The sequence below is a fragment of the Streptomyces sp. NPDC100445 genome (assembly GCF_044759735.1).
Taxonomy (GTDB): Bacteria; Actinomycetota; Actinomycetes; order Streptomycetales; family Streptomycetaceae; genus Streptomyces.
Genome location: NZ_JBIVZV010000006.1, coordinates 249,702 through 267,960, shown reverse-complemented (window position 1 = coordinate 267,960; position 18,259 = coordinate 249,702). Strand labels below are relative to the sequence as shown.

Below are 18,259 nucleotides of genomic sequence, written 5' to 3'. Positions count from 1 at the left end.
CGAAACGCCGGTAGGCTGGTCACATGTCCGAACCGACCGGTGCCGCCCGCAGGCGCGGGCCCTTCAAGGTCGGGGACCAGGTACAGCTGACCGACCCCAAGGGCCGCCACTACACGTTCACGCTCGAAGCCGGGAAGAACTTCCACACCCACAAGGGCTCCTTCCCGCACGACGAACTGATCGGCGCTCCCGAGGGCAGCGTTGTCCGGACCACCGGCAACGTGGCCTACCTCGCGCTGCGCCCCCTGCTCCCCGACTACGTCCTGTCCATGCCCCGCGGGGCAGCCGTGGTCTACCCCAAGGACGCGGGGCAGATCCTCTCCTTCGCCGACATCTTCCCGGGCGCGCGCGTCGTGGAGGCGGGCGTCGGCTCCGGCTCGCTCAGCAGCTTCCTGCTGCGGGCCATCGGCGACCAGGGCATGCTGCACTCCTACGAGCGCCGCGAGGACTTCGCCGAGATCGCGAAGCAGAACGTGGAGCGCTACTTCGGCGGCCCGCACCCCGCCTGGCAGCTCACCGTCGGCGACCTCCAGGACAACCTGTCCGACACCGACGTCGACCGCGTCATCCTGGACATGCTCGCCCCCTGGGAGTGCCTGGAGGCCGTCTCCAAGGCGCTCGTCCCGGGCGGCATCCTGTGCTGCTACGTGGCCACCACCACCCAGCTCGCCCGCACGGTGGAGTCCATCCGGGAGATCGGCTGCTTCAACGAGCCGACCGCCTGGGAGACGATGATCCGCAACTGGCACATCGAAGGCCTGGCCGTCCGCCCCGACCACCGGATGATCGGCCACACCGGCTTCCTGCTCACCGCCCGCCGCCTCGCGGACGGCGTCGAGCCGCCCATGCGCCGCCGCCGCCCCGCCAAGGGCGCGTACGGCGAGGACTACGCCGGCCCCAACGCCGACGGTGGCGGCCGCTGACCGGCCCCGCACACCCGCAACACCAGGGCGCCGTGCCCCACTTCCCGGTCGACTCCGGGAAGTGGGGCACGGCGCCATCGCGTTGACACGGCGGCTCCCGCGAGCACGGGCTGCCGCCCAGGGGGAATCACCGGCCCCGCCGTTCCCCCGCGCCGTGCCGTGTGGCAGCATGCAGGCCATCCCACCAGCACAGCCCTCACAGGAGACACTCCTCGTGCAGCAATCCGCCGTACCGGAGCTCGCCCACACCCGGACCCGGCCGATCCACTGGGTCCTGACCGCCACCGCGGTCGCCGGCGTGGTGGCCCTCTCCACCGTCGCGCAGCCCGGTTCGGCCACGGCCGCCCAGCCCGCCGCCGCTCCCCGGACGACGACCGCGCCCGCCGCCGCGCCGGGCACGACCGGTGTGACGTTCCCGCTGGACTGCGGACCGGTGAAGGCCCTGGTCGTCAAGGAGGCCGACACCGACCTGGACGGCGACGGCAGGCCGGAGACCGTCGCGGTGGTCCACTGCGACGCCCCCATGGGCACCCCGCCGGACGGCGTCTACGTCCTCACCCGCGCCGCGGACGGCGGGAAGCCCCGCGTGGTGGCCACCCTGGTCCGCCCCGAGGACCGGCTCACCGTCACCGACTTCGCCGTACGCGCGCGCACCGTCTCCGCCACGCTGCTCGGCTACTCCTCGGACTCCGTGCCCAGTTGCTGCCCCGACCTGCGGACCCCCGCCGGCTGGCGGTGGGACGGCAGTGCCTTCATCCGCTCCACGGGCGCCTCGGCCCACAGCGTCTGAACCGGGCTCAGTCCGCCTCCGGCCCGTACACCTCGACCCTGTCCTGGACGCGCCGCACGTGGATGCACTCGCCGGGACACTCCTTGGCCGAGTCCACGACGTCCGCGAGCAGCGGCAGCGGCACCGGCACGGTGGCGCCCGGCGCCTGGAGCAGTTCCTCGTCCGCGCCCTTCACGTAGGCCAGTCCGTCGATGTCCAGCTCGAACACCTCCGGGGCGTACTGGGCGCAGATGCCGTCGCCGGTACACAGGTCCTGGTCGATCCAGACCTCCAGCGCCTTGCCGCCCGGGGCCTCCTGCTGCACGGTCATCTCTCCTGCCGTCGGTTCGCCGGGCGGTCCGGGCGCCGCGGGGGCCGGCCGGGTCCGCTCCAGCGGCTGTGGGACACCCCCGACCCTACCTCCGCCCGCGCCGGCACCCCGGCCCGGCCGGACCGGACCGCTCCGGGGTTTCCGGGGCGGCCCGCTCGGGTACCAGCGCCGGACCGGGACAGGGTGCCCCTGCGGCCGGACCGATCACTTCCAGCCGTCCCGGCGGTGACGTCCCCCGCGGGTTCCGTCGCTCTGCGTGATGATCGCGGGAGCGGCCCCCGGGCTGCCCGCGTACCGGCCGAGCGGCCCGGAACGGGCAACTCCGGCCCGTCACGGAGGGTTTCGACCACGCCATGCGCGGAACCGGCTGCTTTCCCCTCACGTCGAGTGGGTATCCACTCCGTGCGAGGCAGTGCGCGCCGGGTGACCGACGACACACCTTGACAGTCTTTGTGATCTAGGGGTTTCAATCGACACCCACCCAGGTAGGGTCTGGAAGCGTCCAGCTCCCCTTGGAGGAGGTGAGGACCGTGGCAGCCCACGACGACGACATGAACCGCGGCATCCGCCCGGGACGCGGGTCCGACGACCCGGCCGGGCAGATCGCCTACCTTGAGCAGGAGATCGCCGTCCTGCGACGCAAGCTCGCCGACTCTCCGCGGCACACGAGGATTCTCGAAGAGCGGATCGTCGAGCTTCAGACGAACCTGGCCGGCGTGTCCGCCCAGAACGAACGACTGGCCAACACCCTCCGCGAGGCCCGCGACCAGATCGTGGCCCTCAAGGAGGAGGTCGACCGGCTCGCCCAGCCGCCGGCCGGCTTCGGTGTCTTCCTCCAGGCGAACGAGGACGGCACCGCGGACATCTTCACCGGCGGCCGCAAGCTGCGGGTGAACGTCAGCCCCGGTGTCGAGCTCGACGACCTGCGGCGCGGCCAGGAGGTCATGCTCAACGAGGCCCTCAACGTGGTCGACGCCATGGAGTACGAGCGCGTCGGCGACATCGTCACCCTCAAGGAGATCCTGGAGGACGGCGAACGCGCCCTCGTCCTCGGGCACACCGACGAGGAGCGGGTGGTACGGCTCGCCGAGCCGCTGCTGGACGTCACCATCCGCCCCGGCGACGCCCTCCTCCTCGAACCCCGCTCCGGCTACGTCTACGAGGTCGTGCCCAAGAGCGAGGTCGAGGAACTGGTCCTCGAAGAGGTCCCCGACATCGGCTACGAGCAGATCGGCGGCCTCGGCAACCAGATCGAGGCCATCCGCGACGCGGTCGAGCTGCCCTACCTCTACCCGGACCTGTTCAAGGAGCACGAGCTGCGGCCGCCCAAGGGCGTCCTGCTCTACGGGCCGCCCGGCTGCGGCAAGACGCTCATCGCCAAGGCCGTCGCGAACTCGCTGGCCAAGAAGGTCGCCGAGGTCACCGGCCAGGCGGCGGGCAAGAGCTTCTTCCTGAACATCAAGGGTCCCGAGCTGCTCAACAAGTACGTCGGCGAGACCGAGCGGCAGATCCGCCTCGTCTTCCAGCGTGCGCGTGAGAAGGCCAGCGAGGGCACCCCCGTCATCGTCTTCTTCGACGAGATGGAGTCCCTCTTCCGCACTCGCGGCTCCGGTGTCAGCTCGGACGTGGAGAACACCATCGTCCCGCAGCTGCTCGCCGAGATCGACGGCGTGGAAGGCCTCCAGAACGTGGTCGTGATCGGCGCCTCGAACCGCGAGGACATGATCGACCCCGCCATCCTGCGCCCCGGCCGGCTCGACGTGAAGATCAAGATCGAGCGTCCGGACGCCGAGGCGGCGAAGGACATCTTCGGCAAGTACCTCACCGAGCGTCTGCCGCTCCACGCGGACGACCTCGACGAGCACGGCGGCGACCGGACCGTCACCGTCCAGAGCATGATCCAGACGGCCGTCGAGCACATGTACGCCGAGTCCGAGGAGAACCGCTTCCTGGAGGTCACCTACGCCAACGGTGACAAGGAGGTCCTCTACTTCAAGGACTTCAACTCCGGCGCCATGATCGAGAACATCGTGGGCCGGGCCAAGAAGATGGCGATCAAGGACTTCCTGGAGAAGACCCAGAAGGGCCTCCGCGTCTCCCACCTGCTCCAGGCCTGCGTGGACGAGTTCAAGGAGAACGAGGACCTGCCCAACACCACCAACCCGGACGACTGGGCCCGCATCTCCGGAAAGAAGGGCGAACGGATCGTCTACATCCGTACGCTCATCACCGGCAAACAGGGCGCGGACACCGGACGCTCGATCGACACGGTGGCGAACACCGGTCAGTACCTGTAACGGCGGGGCGGCTGCGGGTGCCCAGGACGGGTACCCGCAGCCGACTGCGTTTCCAGGGCCACGACCGGAGCAGTCAATGACGCGAATGATCTCCCCACCAGCGCAAAGGCGTTCTAGGCTCGTTCCTGCCGCCGAGTCGCGCCGTGCGGGAACGGGCACCGCACACGCACCGGAGCGCCAGCGGTACATGAGCGGCGCCCACGACCGAGGGCGCCGCCGGGCAAGGAGGGCCGCATGACCGTACGGCGAGTAATGGGAATCGAGACGGAGTACGGGATCTCCGTCCCCGGCCACCCGAACGCCAATGCCATGCTCACCTCGTCCCAGATCGTCAACGCCTACGCGGCCGCGATGCACCGGGCCCGCCGGGCCCGCTGGGACTTCGAGGAGGAGAACCCGCTGCGGGACGCGCGAGGCTTCGACCTCGCCCGGGAGACCGCCGACTCCAGCCAGCTCACCGACGAGGACATCGGCCTCGCCAACGTGATCCTCACCAACGGCGCGCGCCTCTACGTCGACCACGCCCACCCCGAGTACAGCGCCCCCGAGGTCACCAACCCCCGCGACGCCGTCCTCTGGGACAAGGCGGGCGAGCGGATCATGGCCGAGGCCGCCGAGCGGGCCGCGCAGCTGCCGGGCGCCCAGCAGATCCACCTCTACAAGAACAACACCGACAACAAGGGCGCCTCCTACGGCACGCACGAGAACTACCTGATGAAGCGGGAGACCGCCTTCTCGGACATCGTGCGCCACCTCACGCCCTTCTTCGTCTCCCGCCAGGTCTTCGCCGGCGCCGGCCGCGTCGGCATCGGCCAGGACGGGCACGAGCACGGCTTCCAGCTCAGCCAGCGCGCGGACTACTTCGAGGTCGAGGTCGGCCTGGAGACCACGCTCAAGCGCCCGATCATCAACACCCGCGACGAGCCGCACTCGGACGCGGAGAAGTACCGCCGGCTGCACGTGATCATCGGCGACGCCAACCTCTCGGAGATCTCCACCTACCTCAAGCTGGGCACGACCGCCCTGGTCCTGTCCATGATCGAGGACGGTTTCATCGCCGTGGACCTGGCCGTCGACCAGCCCGTGCGCACCCTGCACCAGGTCTCGCACGACCCGTCCCTCAAGCGGCTGGTCACCCTGCGCAGCGGGCGCACCCTCACCGCGGTCCAGCTTCAGATGGAGTACTTCGAGCTGGCCCGCAAGTACGTCGAGGAGCGCTTCGGCGCCGACGCCGACGACCAGACCAAGGACGTCCTCGGCCGCTGGGAGGACACCCTGACCCGGCTGGAGCGCGACCCGATGAGCCTGGCCGGCGAGCTGGACTGGGTGGCCAAGCGCGAGGTCATGGAGGGCTACCGCCGTCGGGACGACCTGGACTGGGACGCCGCGCGGCTGCACCTGGTCGACCTCCAGTACGCCGACGTCCGCGCCGACAAGGGCATCTACAACCGTCTCGTGGCCCGTGGGCGCATGAAACGGCTGCTGGACGAGGACGAGGTCGAGCGGGCCCGTACGAAGCCGCCGGAGGACACGCGAGCCTACTTCCGGGGCCGGTGCCTGGAGCAGTACGCGGACGACGTGGCCGCGGCGAGCTGGGACTCGGTCATCTTCGACCTCCCCGGCCGCGACTCGCTCCAGCGCGTCCCAACCCTGGAACCGCTACGCGGAACGCGAAATCACGTCAAGGAGCTGCTGGACCGCTGCCGCACCGCGGAAGACCTGGTCAGGGTGCTGTCCGGCGGGTGAGCGGGGTCAGGGGGGTACTCGATGCGACCTGGGCGGACGGGGTGGAAAGCCCGCCGCCCGGGAATCATCGGGATGGCCCCCCGTTCATTGGTGAAACTGCGGGGCCGATGTCGGACCCGGCTTGTAGGGTCTGATCATCACCGATCGGCAGGCGAACTGAGCGGGGTGAGGGTTATGGCGACCAAGGACACGGGCGGCGGCCAGCAGAAGGCCACGCGCTCCACCGAGGAGGTCGAGGAGCAGGCGCAGGACGCGCAGGCTCAGGACGACCTGAAGGAACGGCAGGAGAAGCTCTCCGACGACGTCGACTCCGTCCTGGACGAGATCGACGACGTCCTCGAGGAGAACGCCGAGGATTTCGTGCGGTCCTTCGTGCAGAAGGGCGGAGAGTAGGGCCGAGGAGGTCGCCGCACCTGCGCGGTGAGGGTCGCGCGGGGACGGGTGGCGAGCCGGGAACCGGCGTGACGGCGTCCAGGTGCACGGCCGGGAGTGCGTGGCGGAGTACGGCGCCGCGCACTCCCGGCGCACCCGGCGGGCGTGCCGGGCCGTGCCCTGCCGGGAGCTCCGGCCGAGGCGTCTTCGTCGGCTCCGCCGGCACATGTGGATCATTGCCATGGGACGGGTAGGGTCCGTGGCGTACCGTGCCCCAGCTGCAACGCCGCACCGGGGCAGTTCAAGGATCAGCCCGAGGCCATCAGGCGGGCTGCTGCTTACGTGGAAGGAATCGCGTGGAAGCCAACACTCGTAGCACCGGGCGTCTACCAGCTGCCTTCCTGACGCCAGGATCCTCCTCCTTCATGGACTTCCTCTCCGAGCACCAGCCCGCCCTGCTGCCCGGCAACCGGCAGCTGCCGCCCGTCCAGGGTGTGGTCGAGGCGCCGCACGGCACGACGATCGTCGCCGTCACCTTCCCCGGGGGCGTCGTGCTCGCCGGTGACCGCCGGGCGACCATGGGCAACGTCATCGCGCAGCGGGACATCGAGAAGGTGTTCCCGGCCGACGAGTACTCGGCCGTCGGCATCGCCGGCACCGCCGGTCTGGCCGTCGAGATGGTCAAGCTCTTCCAGCTGGAGCTGGAGCACTTCGAGAAGGTCGAGGGCGCCCAGCTGTCCCTGGAGGGCAAGGCCAACCGACTGTCGACCATGATCCGTTCCAACCTCGGCATGGCCATGCAGGGCTTGGCCGTGGTGCCCCTCTTCGCCGGGTACGACCTGGACCGCGAGCGAGGACGGATCTTCTCCTACGACGTCACGGGCGGCCGTTCCGAGGAGCACAACTTCGCGGCGACGGGCTCGGGGTCGGTCTTCGCGCGCGGTGCGATGAAGAAGCTGTTCCGCAACGACCTGACCGAGGAGCAGGCCACCACGCTCGTGGTCCAGGCCCTCTACGACGCGGCTGACGACGACTCGGCGACCGGTGGTCCCGATGTCGCCCGCCGGATCTATCCGATCATCACCGTGATCACCGAGGACGGCTTCCGCCGGCTCACCGAGGAGGAGTCGTCCGGACTGGCCCGCGCGGTGCTCCAGAAGCGCCTGGAGGAGCCCGACGGCCCCAAGGCCGCCCTGCTCTGACGCGGCCCCGTTCTCATCGAGGTGATCCAGTGACCATGACAGAAAGGGACGGATAACCGGTGTCGACGCCGTTCTATGTCTCACCCCAGCAGGCCATGGCCGACCGGGCCGAGTACGCCCGCAAGGGCATCGCCCGCGGCCGCAGCCTGGTCGTGCTCCAGTACGCCGACGGCATCGTGTTCGTCGGCGAGAACCCGTCCCGCGCGCTGCACAAGTTCAGCGAGATCTACGACCGCATCGGCTTCGCGGCGGCCGGCAAGTACAACGAGTACGAGAACCTGCGCATCGGCGGTGTGCGCTACGCCGACCTGCGCGGCTACACCTACGACCGGGCCGACGTCACGGCCCGCGGCCTGGCCAACGTCTACGCGCAGACGCTCGGCACGATCTTCTCCTCGGCGGCGGAGAAGCCGTACGAGGTGGAGCTGGTGGTGGCCGAGGTGGGGGAGACCCCCGAGGGCGACCAGATCTACCGGCTGCCGCACGACGGTTCCATCGTGGACGAACACGGCTCGGTCGCGGTGGGCGGCAACGCCGAGCAGATCAGCACCTTCCTGGACCAGCGCCACCGCGACGGCATGAGCCTCGCGGAGGCCCTGAAGCTGGCTGTGCAGGCCCTGTCCCGGGACACCAACGGCAGCGAGCGGGAGATCCCCGCCGAGCGGCTGGAGGTCGCCGTGCTGGACCGTACGCGTCCGCAGAAGCGCAAGTTCAAGCGCATCGTCGGCCGTCAGCTGGGGCGTCTGCTGGAGGCGGGCGGCGCGGCCACGGAGGCGGAGAGCGCCGACGAGGAGTGATCCTCCCCGCTCCAGGTGTGCCCCGGTCGCTCCCCGGCCGGGGCACCTGTCGTCCGTGGCGCCGGTGAGCGACGGCCCGCCGGCGGCGGGCCGTCGCGGCCTACGGCCGGCGGGGCGGTGCCGTGGAGCCCCGGACGACCAGGTCGACGGGGATGTCCCCGCTCTGCGGCGCGCGGCCCTCCAACACCGCCAGCAGGGCCCGCATCCCGTGCTCGCCGAACAGCTCGGCGTCCAGCCGCACGGTCGTCAGCTCGGGGTCGAGGGCGGTGGCCAGCGCCAGGTCGTCCAGGCCGGTGACCGAGACGTCGTCCGGTACCCGCAGGCCCAGGCGGCGCAGGGCCTTGTAGGCGCCCGCGGCGAGCTTGTCGTCGTCGCAGACCACGGCCGTGGGCCGGGGCCCGGGGGCGGTGAGCGCGGCCTCGGTGGCGGCCAGCGCGCCCTCGATGGAGATCGGGGCCCGCGCCGTACGCACGTGGGTGCCCGGGACGCCGGCCAGGCGCGCCGCCAGCTCGCGGGCGCGGATCTCGAACGTCCAGGACGGCACGTCCGCGGCCAGGTGCAGCACCCGGCGGTGGCCGAGGCCCAGCAGGTGCTCGGCGACCTGGCGGACGCCGTCGGTGATGTCCAGGTTCACGGTCGCGGCGCCCAGGCTGCCCGCGGGGTCGCTGTCCAGCATGACCAGGGGCAGCCGGTCGCCGCGGATCGCGCTGAGGGCGTCGGCGGCCATCGAGGAGGCGATGACGCCGTCCAGGGCGGCCTGCGCGGAGGCGAACGGGTCGCGGGCCGGGCCGATGCCCTCGGGGGAGGGGTAGAGGACGACGCCGAAGCCGTGCTCGGCGGCCACGCGCGCGGCGCCGGTGTAGACCCCGGCGAAGAACTCCGTCGTCAGGGCCGGCACGACGAGCAGGACGGTGCGGGTGTGGCCGAGGCGGAGGTTGCGGGCGGCCAGGTTGGGCCGGTAGTCGAGCTCGCGCGCGGCCTCCCGGACGCGTTCGGCGGTGGCCTCGGACACCCGGCCGCGCCACTTGTCGCCGAGGACGAGGGAGACGGCCGCCTGGGAGACCCCGGCCGCCCGGGCGACGTCACGGCTGGTCGGGCGGGTGCTGCTGGGTGCCACCGCGGGCCTGCTCCTCTGCTCCGGCCGTCCGCCCGGGGCGCTCGGCGCGCCCTCGCGTCACGGTCGGCCGTCTGGACGTGTGAACAGCGCTCATGGTACGTATGAACGGGGACGTTATACGTAACACTTCGGGCCGTCGAGGCGTCCCGCGAGCCACGGAAGGGCAAGAGATGGCCACGGGATACCTGGAGATCCTCAGAACGCGGCACGCCTGCCGGCTGCTCACCGGCACCCTGGTGGGCCGGCTGCCCAACGCCACCGCCGCCATCGCGCTGGTGCTCTTCGTCCGGGCCGAGGGCGGCTCGTACAGCCTCGCCGGCGCCCTCGCCGCGGTCTACGGGGTCGCCAACGCCGCCGGCCAGCCGGTCCTCGGCCGGCTCGTGGACCTGTACGGCCAGCCGCGCGTGCAGCTGCCCGCCGCGGTCCTCGCGGCCCTGTCGATGAGCGCCTTCGCCTTCCTGGGCACCGGCTCGCTCGCGCTCGCCCACGCGAGCGTGGCGGCGGCCGGCCTGTTCGCCCCTCCGCTGGAGGGCGGCCTGCGCGCCCTGTGGCCGTCCGTGCTGCGCCGCGAGGAGCAGGTGCACACCGCGTACGCCATGGACGCGGTCGCCCAAGAGATCATGTTCACCGTCGGCCCGCTGCTGGTGACCCTGTGCGTGTTCCTGTGGGACGCGCGCGCCGCGCTGCTCGTGCTGAACCTCCTCGGCGTGCTGGGCGCGCTGTCCGTGGTGGCCTCGCCGCCCTCGCGTGCCTGGCGCTCCGCCCCGCGCGAGGCGCACTGGCTGGGCGCACTGCGCTCGCCCGGCCTGGTCGCGCTGCTCGCCGCCTTCCTGTTCGTCGGCATCGCGCTGGGCTCCATCACGGTCGCCTCGGTGTCGTACGCCGACGGGCACGGCGGCGACGCGGTGTACGGCTGGCTGATGGCCGGGCTCGGCCTGGGCGCCCTCGCCGGGGGCAGCGTCTACGGCGCCCGCCGGTGGGCCGGCGCGCCCGAACGGCGGCTGACGGTGCTGGTGGCCCTGCTGGCGGTCTGCTACCTGCCGCTGACGCTGACCCCCGGCACGGTCGCCATGGTGCTGCTCAGCGTGGTCTCCGGCGTCTTCCTGGCGCCCTGCATCGCCTGCGCCTTCATCATCGTCGACCGGCACGCGCCGGCCGGCACCGTCACCGAGGCGTTCTCCTGGCTGGTGACCACGTTCACCGTGGGCGCCTCGGTCGGGACGGGCCTTGCCGGGCCGGTCGTCCAGGCCGGCGGCACCCTGTGGGGCTTCGCCCTGCCGGGCGCGGCCGGGGCCGTGTCCCTGCTGGTCCTGCTCGCCACCGGACGGGTGCTGGCGGCTCCCGCGCGGGGCGGGATCGTTGCGGCTTCATCGGAAAATGATCCAAATCGTGCTGTCGAACCTCGTTTCAGCTCGGGGGATCGGGCGTAATGTTCCCTCATGGACCGCCGCATTTTCGGGCTGGAGAACGAGTACGGCGTCACGTGCACGTTCAGGGGACAGCGCCGCCTGTCTCCTGACGAGGTGGCGCGGTACCTCTTCCGCCGTGTCGTGTCATGGGGCCGCAGCAGCAATGTCTTTCTGCGCAACGGCGCCCGGCTCTATCTCGACGTGGGCTCACATCCGGAATACGCGACCCCCGAATGTGACAACGTGACCGAACTGGTCACCCACGACAAAGCCGGCGAGCGCATTCTCGAAGGACTCCTGGTGGACGCGGAACGACGCCTGCACGAGGAGGGCATCGCAGGCGACGTCTACCTCTTCAAGAACAACACCGACTCGGCGGGCAACTCCTACGGCTGCCACGAGAACTACCTGGTGGCCCGGCATGGAGAGTTCTCCCGGCTCGCGGACATCCTCATCCCCTTCCTCGTCACCCGGCAGCTGCTGTGCGGCGCCGGCAAGGTGCTCCAGACCCCGCGCGGCGCGGTGTACTGCGTCAGCCAGCGCGCGGAGCACATCTGGGAGGGCGTCTCCTCGGCGACGACCCGCTCCCGGCCCATCATCAACACCCGCGACGAGCCGCACGCGGACGCCGAGCGCTACCGGCGGCTGCACGTGATCGTCGGCGACTCGAACATGTCCGAGACGACCATGCTGCTCAAGGTCGGCGCCACCGACCTCGTGCTCCGCATGATCGAGGCGGGCACCGTGATGCGCGACCTCACGCTGGAGAACCCGATCCGGGCGATCCGCGAGGTCAGCCACGACATCACCGGTCGGCGCAAGGTGCGTCTGGCCAGCGGCCGGGAGGCCTCCGCGCTGGAGGTGCAGCGCGAGTACTTCGACAAGGCCGTGGACTTCTGCGAGCGCCGCGGTATCCGCACCGGCACGGTCGCCGAGGTCCTGGACCTGTGGGGCCGCACGCTCGACGCGATCGAGGCCGAGGACCTCGACCGGATCGCCACCGAGATCGACTGGGTCATGAAGTACCAGCTCATCGAGCGCTACCGGGCCAAGCACAACATGACCATGTCGCACCCGAGGGTCGCGCAGATAGACCTCGCCTACCACGACATCCACCGCCGTCGTGGCCTGTACTACCTGCTGGAGAAGAAGGGCCAGGCGGCCCGGATCTGCAACGACCTGAAAATCTTCGAGGGGAAGTCGGTTCCCCCGCAGACCACTCGGGCCCGTCTGCGCGGCGACTTCATCCGGCGGGCGCAGGAACAGCGCAGGGACTTCACGGTCGACTGGGTCCACCTGAAGCTCAACGACCAGGCGCAGCGCACCGTGTTGTGCAAGGACCCGTTCCGTTCGGTGGACGACCGGGTGGAGAAACTGATCGCCGGAATGTAGCGGAGGGCGGAGTCAAGCGTCTCGGCTCCGAAATGCCGGAACGCCACACGGGCGCCGTACGTTTCCCGTACGGCGCCCTTCGCACGCCGTAGAGTTGCGCGCACGCCATCCGCAAGATCGACCGATTACGAGGCTCTCCGTGCGCCGACGCTCACTCCTCCTCGCCGCTGTCCCCGCAGGACTGGTCACGCTCGCCGCCTGCGGTGACGACTCCTCCGGCTCCGGCAAGACCAGTGCCTCGCCGTCGCCGTCGGCGTCCGCCCCGCCCCCGCCCAAGATCGTGGACGGACCGCTGCCGGCCGTCACGTCGGGCACGAAGTTCGGCGAGAAGCCGGTCATCGCCAAGGGACCGGGCGAACCGTCGAAGAACCTCGCGGTCAAGACGCTGATCCCGGGCACCGGCCGCACGGTCGCGGAGAACGACTTCATCCGGGCGAACTACCTCGGCCAGATCTGGAACACGGCCAAGGTGTTCGACAACTCCTACGACCGCAAGAGCCCGTTGGTCATGCAGCTCGCCCAGGGCAGCATCATCGACGGCTGGCGGTACGCCCTGGCGGGCAAGAAGACCGGCAGCCGGGTGGAGATCGCCGTCCCGCCCGCCCTCGGGTACGGCAAGTCGGGCCAGCCGGACGCCGGCATCAAGGGCACCGACACCCTGGTCTTCGTCATCGACCTCATCGACTCCTTCAACTCCAAGAGCTCGGCCGAGGGCAAGCCGGTCGCGCAGGACGACGCGGCCCTGCCGAAGGTGGGCACCAACACCGACGGCCAGGTGCCCAAGGTGACCATCCCCAAGTCGGACCCGCCGAAGAAGCTCGTCTCGACGTACGTGCTGGAGGGTGACGGTCCCGAATTGAAGTCGGGGCAGACGGTGCTGTGCCAGTTCCAGGGGCTCGTCTGGGACAGCGGCAAGACCTTCCAGCGGACCTACGGCTCCGGCCGGCTCAGCCAGTTCTCGCTGGAGCAGATGGCGCAGGCGGTCAAGGGCCTGGCGCAGGGACTGACCGGCAAGAAGGTGGGCAGCCGGGTCCTGATCGTCGTGCCGCCGCAGCTGGGCTACGGCGACAACCCTCCGAGCGGCGGGGTCGTCAAGAAGGGCGCCACCCTGGTCTTCACGGTGGACATCCTCGCGGCGATGTAGCGCCGGGGGCGCCCGGGGCGGGCGAGGGGCCCGTGATGATGAAAGACTGTCCGCGTTTCGTGTCGTACACAAGCAGGAGCTTCTGACGTGAGCATCGACAAGCCCGAGATCGACTTCCCGGGCGGCGAGCCCCCGGCCGGCCTCGAGATCAAGGACATCTGGGAGGGTGACGGGCCGGTCGCCGAGGCCGGCCAGAACGTCACCGTCCACTACGTGGGCGTGGCCTTCAGCACCGGCGAGGAGTTCGACGCCAGCTGGAACCGCGGTACCCCGTTCCGCTTCCCGCTGGGCCAGGGCCGGGTCATCAAGGGCTGGGACCAGGGCGTGCAGGGCATGAAGGTCGGCGGCCGCCGCCAGCTGACCATCCCCGCCCACCTCGCCTACGGCAACCAGAGCCCGACCCCGGCGATCAAGCCCGGCGAGACGCTCATCTTCGTGGTCGACCTGCTCGGCGTCTGATCCACGGCCCGGATCCGACCGGATCCGATCACCTGGGGCCCATGCCTGTTCGGGCATGGGCCCTCGGCTTTTGTCACCGCCCCGCGGAGCGGTACGGTCATCGGTCAGAAGCACCATAGGGAAGGCGAAGGGCGTCGATGGCCATTGCCAAGGCCGAGCGGTTGATGAACCTCGCGCTGTGTCTGCTCGGGACACGGCGGCCGCTCAGCAAGCGCGAGCTGCGCGCGTCCATCGAGGCCTACCTCGAGGCGGGGAGCGACGACTCCTTCAACCGCATGTTCGAGCGGGACAAGGACGACCTGCGCGAGCTGGGACTCGTCATCGAGACGGTCGAGAACCTCGACGGCGAGGTCGGCTACCTCGCCCGCCGCGACAGCAACCGGCTGCCCCCCATCACCCTGGACGCCGAGGAGGCCGCCGCCCTCGGCCTCGCCGCCAAGGTCTGGCAGCAGGCCCGGCTGGCCGGCGCGGCCAGCGGAGCCCTCCAGAAACTGCGTGCCGCGGGCCTGCCCGAGGACGTCGACCCGTACGAGGCGCACAGCGCCCTGGAACCGCGCATCCCGGTGCACGAGGCCGCCTTCGAGCCGCTGATGCTGGCCCTGCGCGACCGCCGCCCCGTCCTCTTCGAGTACCGCAAGGCCTCCGCCGCCCACCCCGAGCCCCGGCACGTGGAGCCGTGGGCGCTGGAGTGCTGGCGCGGCCACTGGTACCTGGCCGGCTGGGACCGCGACCGGGGCGCCGAGCGCGTCTTCCGCCTCTCCCGGATCACCGGCCGGGTCCGCTCACGGGGTACGGGCTTCACCGTGCCCGTACCGGACGTCGTCACCGTGCGCGAGACCGTCGCGGGTTGGGCCGGCGAGATCGCCGACCGCTCGGCGCTGATCCGGCTGCGCTCGGGCGCCGGTTACCCCCTTCGGGCGAAGGCCACCGCGGTCCGGGAACTCGGCGACGGATGGGACGAGTTGGAGATTCCGTACGGGCACGGCCTGGACGCCTGGCTGGTGGAGTTCGGACCGGACGTGGTGGTGCTGGAGCCGACCGAGCTGCGCGCGGACGTGGTCGACCGCCTGCGCGCGGTCGCCAAGGGCTGAGGGGGAGCAGGACTGTGGCAGGCAAACCGGTCAGGCCCGTGAACGCCATCGACCAGACCCGGCGGATGCTCTCGCTGGTGACCTATCTCCGGGAGCGCCCGGGCGCCCGGATCGCCGACGTGGCGCGTGCCTTCGGCATCACCGAGGACGAGCTGGTCGCCGACCTCGACCTGCTGCCCATGTGCGGCACCAGCTTCCGCGGCGGCGACCTGCTGGACATCGACACCGACGGCGAGCGCATCTGGTGGCACAACCCGGCCGCGCTCGGCGAGGAGGCGGCCGAACCGCTGCGGCTCGCCGCCGACGAGGCCACGGCCCTGCTGGTCGCCGCCCGCGCGGTGTCGACGCTGCCCGGCCTCAGGGAGGGGGACCGCCAGGCCCTGCTGCGGGCCACGGCCAAGGTGGAGACCGCGGCCGGCGAGGCCGCCGGGGCCAGCTCCCGCCTGTCGGTGACCTTCGAGTCCGAGGGCGGTGTCTTCGCCGACGTCGACCGGGCGATCTCCGAGCGCCGCCGGCTCTGGATCCGCTACTACTCCCCGGCGCGCGACGAGATCACCGAGCGCGAGATCGACCCCATCCGCCTGGTCAGCGTCGGCCACACCTATGTGGAGGCCTGGTGCCGCCGCTCCGAGGCCCGGCGCACCTTCCGGCTCGACCGGGTCGCCGAGATCAGGATCCTCGACGAGCCGTCCGCCCCGCCCGAGGTGGAGCTGCGCGACCTCTCCGAGGCCCTGGTGCAGCCGGCCGCCGAGGACCCGGAGGTCGTGGTCGAGGTCGGCCCCGGCGGCCGCTGGGTCGCCGAGTACTACCCGCACGACAGCGCCGATGAGCTGCCCGACGGCGGGCTGCGTATCACTCTGCGCACCCCCGACCCGGCCTCCCTGCGCCGGCTGGCGCTGCGGCTCGGTCGCGACGGCCGGATCGTCTCCCCGCCCGAGCTGGCCGAGAGCGCGCGCCGCGCGGCCCGCGCGGCGCTGGGGGCGTACGACGCTCGAGCGGGTGCGGATCGGGGCGCGGGTGACGGTCGGGACCTGAGGCCCGCGTGAGCCGCGGACGTGTGCCCCGGAGGCGGACGACGTGGAGCGACCAGAGGGAGAGGAGCGAGGGCTGTGGGGGAGTCCGCGGTGACCGGTGCGGCTGAGATGACGGCGGCGGTGGCCTTCGCCGGGATGCGCGGAGCGGTCCCGGTGGTCTTCCGGGCCGGCTGCCCCGACTGCCGGGGCCGTTTCGAACTCGCCGCGAGCGCCCTGCGCCTCGCCATCGGCGCCACCAGCCGGACGACGTTCTACTCCTTCACCTGCCCCGACTGCGGCACCCCGGTGCGCAAGCCCGCGGGGGAGCGGATAGTCGAGCTGCTCACCGGCGGCGGCGTGCGGACCCTGCGGCTGCACCCCACGGTCTAGGTGTGTTTGCCGGACGGGTTGGTGACGCGGCTGGGACCCGCCCCGGCGGACCGTCTAGTCTCGACGTCATGTTCTGGCCGATGTTCGCGGTAGCCATGGGGTTCCTGGGTCTCGCCGTCCTGGGAGTGTTCGCCGTGCGGGTGTTCCTGGAGGCGCGGCGCCTCGGGCAGCAGGTCGCCGATTCCGGGCGCCGCATCACCAGCGCCGCGGAGGACCTGGAGCGGGCTGCCGTGAGCGCCGCCCGTGCCGTCGACACCCTCTGAGCCGCGTCGCGCGGTGCCGTCGGGTCCCGGCCCGCGGATGCGGTGTCGGTCACTCGGCTCTGTCACCGCCCCCACCCGGCCAGGTACGCTGCTGGTGCTGGTAGCGGCCCGGTGACGAGGCGCGGTCCGCGGAGCAGGAGTACGTCGGGGGATTGCCCCGCGTTCATTCCCAGGCGTTACGATCGCAGCCAGCATGTCGTCCGGACAAGTGTCCGACCTGTCGGACGTTCCCGCCTCGGTGAGAAGGTGAAGATTTATGTTCCGCAACGGACTTGAGCCGTGGCACCTGCTGCTCCTCGTGCTGGTGATCGTGCTGGTGTTCGGCTCCAAGAAGCTTCCGGACATGGCGCGCTCGCTCGGCAAGTCCGCGCGCATCCTCAAGAGCGAGGCCAAGGCGATGAAGGACGACGGCAAGCAGCCCGAGGGCACCGCCCAGTCCACCGCCGACGAGCCCGCTGCGCCTCAGCGCACGATCCAGGCCGCCCCCGGTGACGTGACCAGCTCCCGCCCGGTCACCGAGCCGACGGACACGACCCAGCGCTGACGCGCGGACCGGGAGCCCGGTCCGCTGTACGAGATGAGGATGTGGGGTTGCTCAAGCCTGCCCGCAAAAAGGAGAGGGATCCCGAGGGGCGGATGCCGCTCGCGGATCACCTGCGCGAGCTGCGCAACCGGCTCGCGAAGGGTGTCCTGGCGATCCTCGCCGTCACGATCGTCTCGGCCTTCTTCTACCGCGACATCATCGAGGTCATCACCCGGCCGATGCTGGACGAGATCGGCTGCCACCAGTCCTTCGGGGAACTGGCCGACGCCAAGAACGTCCGCTGCGCGCACATCACCGTCAGCGGCCTGCTGGGCGCGTTCAACCTGGCCCTGAAGGTCTCCCTCATGTCCGGCGTCGTCCTCGCGTCGCCGGTCTGGCTCTACCAGCTGTGGGCGTTCGTCGCCCCGGGCCTGCACCGCGGTGAGAAGAAGTACGCCTACGCCTTCGTCGGCTTCGGTGCCCCGCTCTTCCTCGGCGGCGGCTACCTCGCGTTCCACGTGCTGCCCACCACGGCGAAGTTCATGATCGAGCTCACGCCCGCGGGTGCCGAGAACCTGTTGCCGCTGGACGACCTGCTGGACCTCATCACCCGCATGATCGTCGTCTTCGGCCTCGCCTTCGAGATGCCGCTGCTGCTGGTCATGCTGAACCTCACCCGCGTCCTGTCCGGCCGGCGCATGCTGGGCTGGTGGCGCGCCATGGTCGTCGGCATCACCGCCTTCGCGGCCGTGGCCACGCCCAGCCCCGACCCGATGACGATGCTGGCGCTGGCGGCGCCGATCTGGGCGCTCTACTTCATCGCCGTGGCCGTCGCGCTCCTCAACGACCGGCGCAGGGCCCGCCGCGAGGCCGCCGGCCCCAGCGACGACGAGGCCTCCGAGCTGGACCTCACCCCGGAGGACATCGGCGAGGTCGAGCCCGTCCCGGCCGCCCGGGCGCTGCCCGAGCAGGTGAGCGCCGACCGGGTCAACGGCTACGACGACGTGACCTGAGCCCGCAC

At 71.1% G+C, this 18,259-nt stretch carries 20 protein-coding genes; 18 read left to right on the top strand and 2 right to left on the bottom strand.

Going from position 1 to position 18,259, the window contains the following annotated elements; all coding sequences use genetic code 11:
• Window positions 1-23: 23 nt before the first annotated feature.
• Together ACIQVT_RS17535 and ACIQVT_RS17530 are read left to right on the top strand one after the other, a co-directional pair.
• Window positions 24-923, top strand: a complete 900-nt coding sequence (locus tag ACIQVT_RS17535; RefSeq protein WP_403753681.1) for a tRNA (adenine-N1)-methyltransferase — start codon at window positions 24-26, stop codon at window positions 921-923.
• Between the two features lie 214 nt (window positions 924-1,137).
• A complete protein-coding gene (locus tag ACIQVT_RS17530) occupies window positions 1,138-1,713 on the top strand; it encodes a hypothetical protein (protein ID WP_403753678.1) in 576 nt (191 codons plus the stop codon).
• A 7-nt stretch (window positions 1,714-1,720) separates the two neighbouring features.
• Here ACIQVT_RS17530 and ACIQVT_RS17525 read toward each other — a convergent pair whose 3' ends face one another.
• Window positions 1,721-2,023, bottom strand: a complete 303-nt coding sequence (locus ACIQVT_RS17525) for a ferredoxin (protein WP_403753676.1) — start codon at window positions 2,021-2,023, stop codon at window positions 1,721-1,723.
• Window positions 2,024-2,553: 530 nt separating this feature from the next.
• On the opposite strand from ACIQVT_RS17525, the gene arc reads away from it, so the two are divergent.
• The 6 genes from arc (at window position 2,554) to prcA (ending at window position 8,437) form a co-directional block, all read left to right on the top strand.
• Window positions 2,554-4,320: a proteasome ATPase gene (gene arc / locus ACIQVT_RS17520; RefSeq protein WP_403753673.1), complete on the top strand. Its 1,767-nt coding sequence runs from the start codon at window positions 2,554-2,556 to the stop codon at window positions 4,318-4,320.
• Between the two features lie 234 nt (window positions 4,321-4,554).
• Window positions 4,555-6,066 carry a depupylase/deamidase Dop gene (dop, locus tag ACIQVT_RS17515; protein WP_403753668.1) on the top strand — a complete coding sequence of 504 codons (1,512 nt, stop codon included), beginning with the start codon at window positions 4,555-4,557 and terminating at the stop codon, window positions 6,064-6,066.
• A gap of 174 nt (window positions 6,067-6,240) precedes the next feature.
• A complete protein-coding gene (locus ACIQVT_RS17510) occupies window positions 6,241-6,459 on the top strand; it encodes a ubiquitin-like protein Pup (protein ID WP_217786281.1) in 219 nt (72 codons plus the stop codon).
• A gap of 96 nt (window positions 6,460-6,555) precedes the next feature.
• Complete coding sequence (locus tag ACIQVT_RS17505) at window positions 6,556-6,843, top strand: endonuclease domain-containing protein (protein WP_403753663.1); 288 nt, start codon at window positions 6,556-6,558, stop codon at window positions 6,841-6,843.
• Window positions 6,795-7,640: a proteasome subunit beta gene (prcB, locus tag ACIQVT_RS17500; protein WP_403753660.1), complete on the top strand. Its 846-nt coding sequence runs from the start codon at window positions 6,795-6,797 to the stop codon at window positions 7,638-7,640. The genes ACIQVT_RS17505 and prcB overlap by 49 nt, the downstream gene beginning before the upstream one ends.
• 59 nt (window positions 7,641-7,699) lie before the next feature.
• Complete coding sequence (prcA, locus tag ACIQVT_RS17495) at window positions 7,700-8,437, top strand: proteasome subunit alpha (protein WP_403753657.1); 738 nt, start codon at window positions 7,700-7,702, stop codon at window positions 8,435-8,437.
• 100 nt (window positions 8,438-8,537) lie between these two features.
• Here prcA and ACIQVT_RS17490 read toward each other — a convergent pair whose 3' ends face one another.
• On the bottom strand, window positions 8,538-9,554 hold the full coding sequence (locus ACIQVT_RS17490) for a LacI family DNA-binding transcriptional regulator (protein WP_403753654.1): 1,017 nt from the start codon (window positions 9,552-9,554) through the stop codon (window positions 8,538-8,540).
• 170 nt (window positions 9,555-9,724) lie between these two features.
• Between ACIQVT_RS17490 and ACIQVT_RS17485 the strand changes: the two genes are divergently transcribed.
• The 10 genes from ACIQVT_RS17485 to tatC all read left to right on the top strand — a co-directional run bounded on the left by ACIQVT_RS17485 (window position 9,725) and on the right by tatC (window position 18,251).
• Complete coding sequence (locus ACIQVT_RS17485; protein ID WP_403753651.1) at window positions 9,725-10,984, top strand: MFS transporter; 1,260 nt, start codon at window positions 9,725-9,727, stop codon at window positions 10,982-10,984.
• Between the two features lie 9 nt (window positions 10,985-10,993).
• Window positions 10,994-12,355 carry a Pup--protein ligase gene (gene pafA, locus ACIQVT_RS17480; RefSeq protein ID WP_403753648.1) on the top strand — a complete coding sequence of 454 codons (1,362 nt, stop codon included), beginning with the start codon at window positions 10,994-10,996 and terminating at the stop codon, window positions 12,353-12,355.
• A gap of 139 nt (window positions 12,356-12,494) precedes the next feature.
• Window positions 12,495-13,499: an FKBP-type peptidyl-prolyl cis-trans isomerase gene (locus ACIQVT_RS17475; RefSeq protein ID WP_403753645.1), complete on the top strand. Its 1,005-nt coding sequence runs from the start codon at window positions 12,495-12,497 to the stop codon at window positions 13,497-13,499.
• 87 nt (window positions 13,500-13,586) lie between these two features.
• The gene (locus ACIQVT_RS17470; RefSeq protein ID WP_403753642.1) at window positions 13,587-13,958 is read left to right on the top strand and encodes an FKBP-type peptidyl-prolyl cis-trans isomerase; all 372 of its coding nucleotides are present in this window, start codon (window positions 13,587-13,589) and stop codon (window positions 13,956-13,958) included.
• A 137-nt stretch (window positions 13,959-14,095) separates the two neighbouring features.
• Window positions 14,096-15,049 carry a helix-turn-helix transcriptional regulator gene (locus ACIQVT_RS17465; protein ID WP_403753639.1) on the top strand — a complete coding sequence of 318 codons (954 nt, stop codon included), beginning with the start codon at window positions 14,096-14,098 and terminating at the stop codon, window positions 15,047-15,049.
• Window positions 15,050-15,063: 14 nt separating this feature from the next.
• A complete protein-coding gene (locus tag ACIQVT_RS17460) occupies window positions 15,064-16,095 on the top strand; it encodes a helix-turn-helix transcriptional regulator (protein WP_403753637.1) in 1,032 nt (343 codons plus the stop codon).
• Between the two features lie 96 nt (window positions 16,096-16,191).
• Complete coding sequence (locus ACIQVT_RS17455; RefSeq protein WP_403754092.1) at window positions 16,192-16,452, top strand: hypothetical protein; 261 nt, start codon at window positions 16,192-16,194, stop codon at window positions 16,450-16,452.
• 68 nt (window positions 16,453-16,520) lie between these two features.
• Entirely contained in the window at window positions 16,521-16,715 is a 195-nt protein-coding gene (locus ACIQVT_RS17450; protein WP_403753634.1) for a hypothetical protein, read from the top strand.
• A gap of 256 nt (window positions 16,716-16,971) precedes the next feature.
• Window positions 16,972-17,259: a Sec-independent protein translocase subunit TatA gene (gene tatA / locus ACIQVT_RS17445; RefSeq protein WP_403753631.1), complete on the top strand. Its 288-nt coding sequence runs from the start codon at window positions 16,972-16,974 to the stop codon at window positions 17,257-17,259.
• 47 nt (window positions 17,260-17,306) lie between these two features.
• Complete coding sequence (tatC, locus tag ACIQVT_RS17440) at window positions 17,307-18,251, top strand: twin-arginine translocase subunit TatC (protein ID WP_403753628.1); 945 nt, start codon at window positions 17,307-17,309, stop codon at window positions 18,249-18,251.
• Window positions 18,252-18,259 lie beyond the last annotated feature (8 nt).

Bases quoted from the DNA above. Each gene is read 5' to 3' on its own strand.
- ACIQVT_RS17485 (WP_403753651.1), top strand. From the start codon at position 9,725: ATGGCCACGGGATACCTGGAGATCCTCAGAACGCGGCACGCCTGCCGG.
- ACIQVT_RS17465 (WP_403753639.1), top strand. From the start codon at position 14,096: ATGGCCATTGCCAAGGCCGAGCGGTTGATGAACCTCGCGCTGTGTCTG.
- tatA (WP_403753631.1), top strand. From the start codon at position 16,972: ATGTTCCGCAACGGACTTGAGCCGTGGCACCTGCTGCTCCTCGTGCTG.
- dop (WP_403753668.1), top strand. From the start codon at position 4,555: ATGACCGTACGGCGAGTAATGGGAATCGAGACGGAGTACGGGATCTCC.
- ACIQVT_RS17455 (WP_403754092.1), top strand. From the start codon at position 16,192: ATGACGGCGGCGGTGGCCTTCGCCGGGATGCGCGGAGCGGTCCCGGTG.
- ACIQVT_RS17525 (WP_403753676.1), bottom strand. From the start codon at position 2,023: ATGACCGTGCAGCAGGAGGCCCCGGGCGGCAAGGCGCTGGAGGTCTGG.
- pafA (WP_403753648.1), top strand. From the start codon at position 10,994: ATGGACCGCCGCATTTTCGGGCTGGAGAACGAGTACGGCGTCACGTGC.
- ACIQVT_RS17450 (WP_403753634.1), top strand. From the start codon at position 16,521: ATGTTCTGGCCGATGTTCGCGGTAGCCATGGGGTTCCTGGGTCTCGCC.
- ACIQVT_RS17535 (WP_403753681.1), top strand. From the start codon at position 24: ATGTCCGAACCGACCGGTGCCGCCCGCAGGCGCGGGCCCTTCAAGGTC.
- ACIQVT_RS17510 (WP_217786281.1), top strand. From the start codon at position 6,241: ATGGCGACCAAGGACACGGGCGGCGGCCAGCAGAAGGCCACGCGCTCC.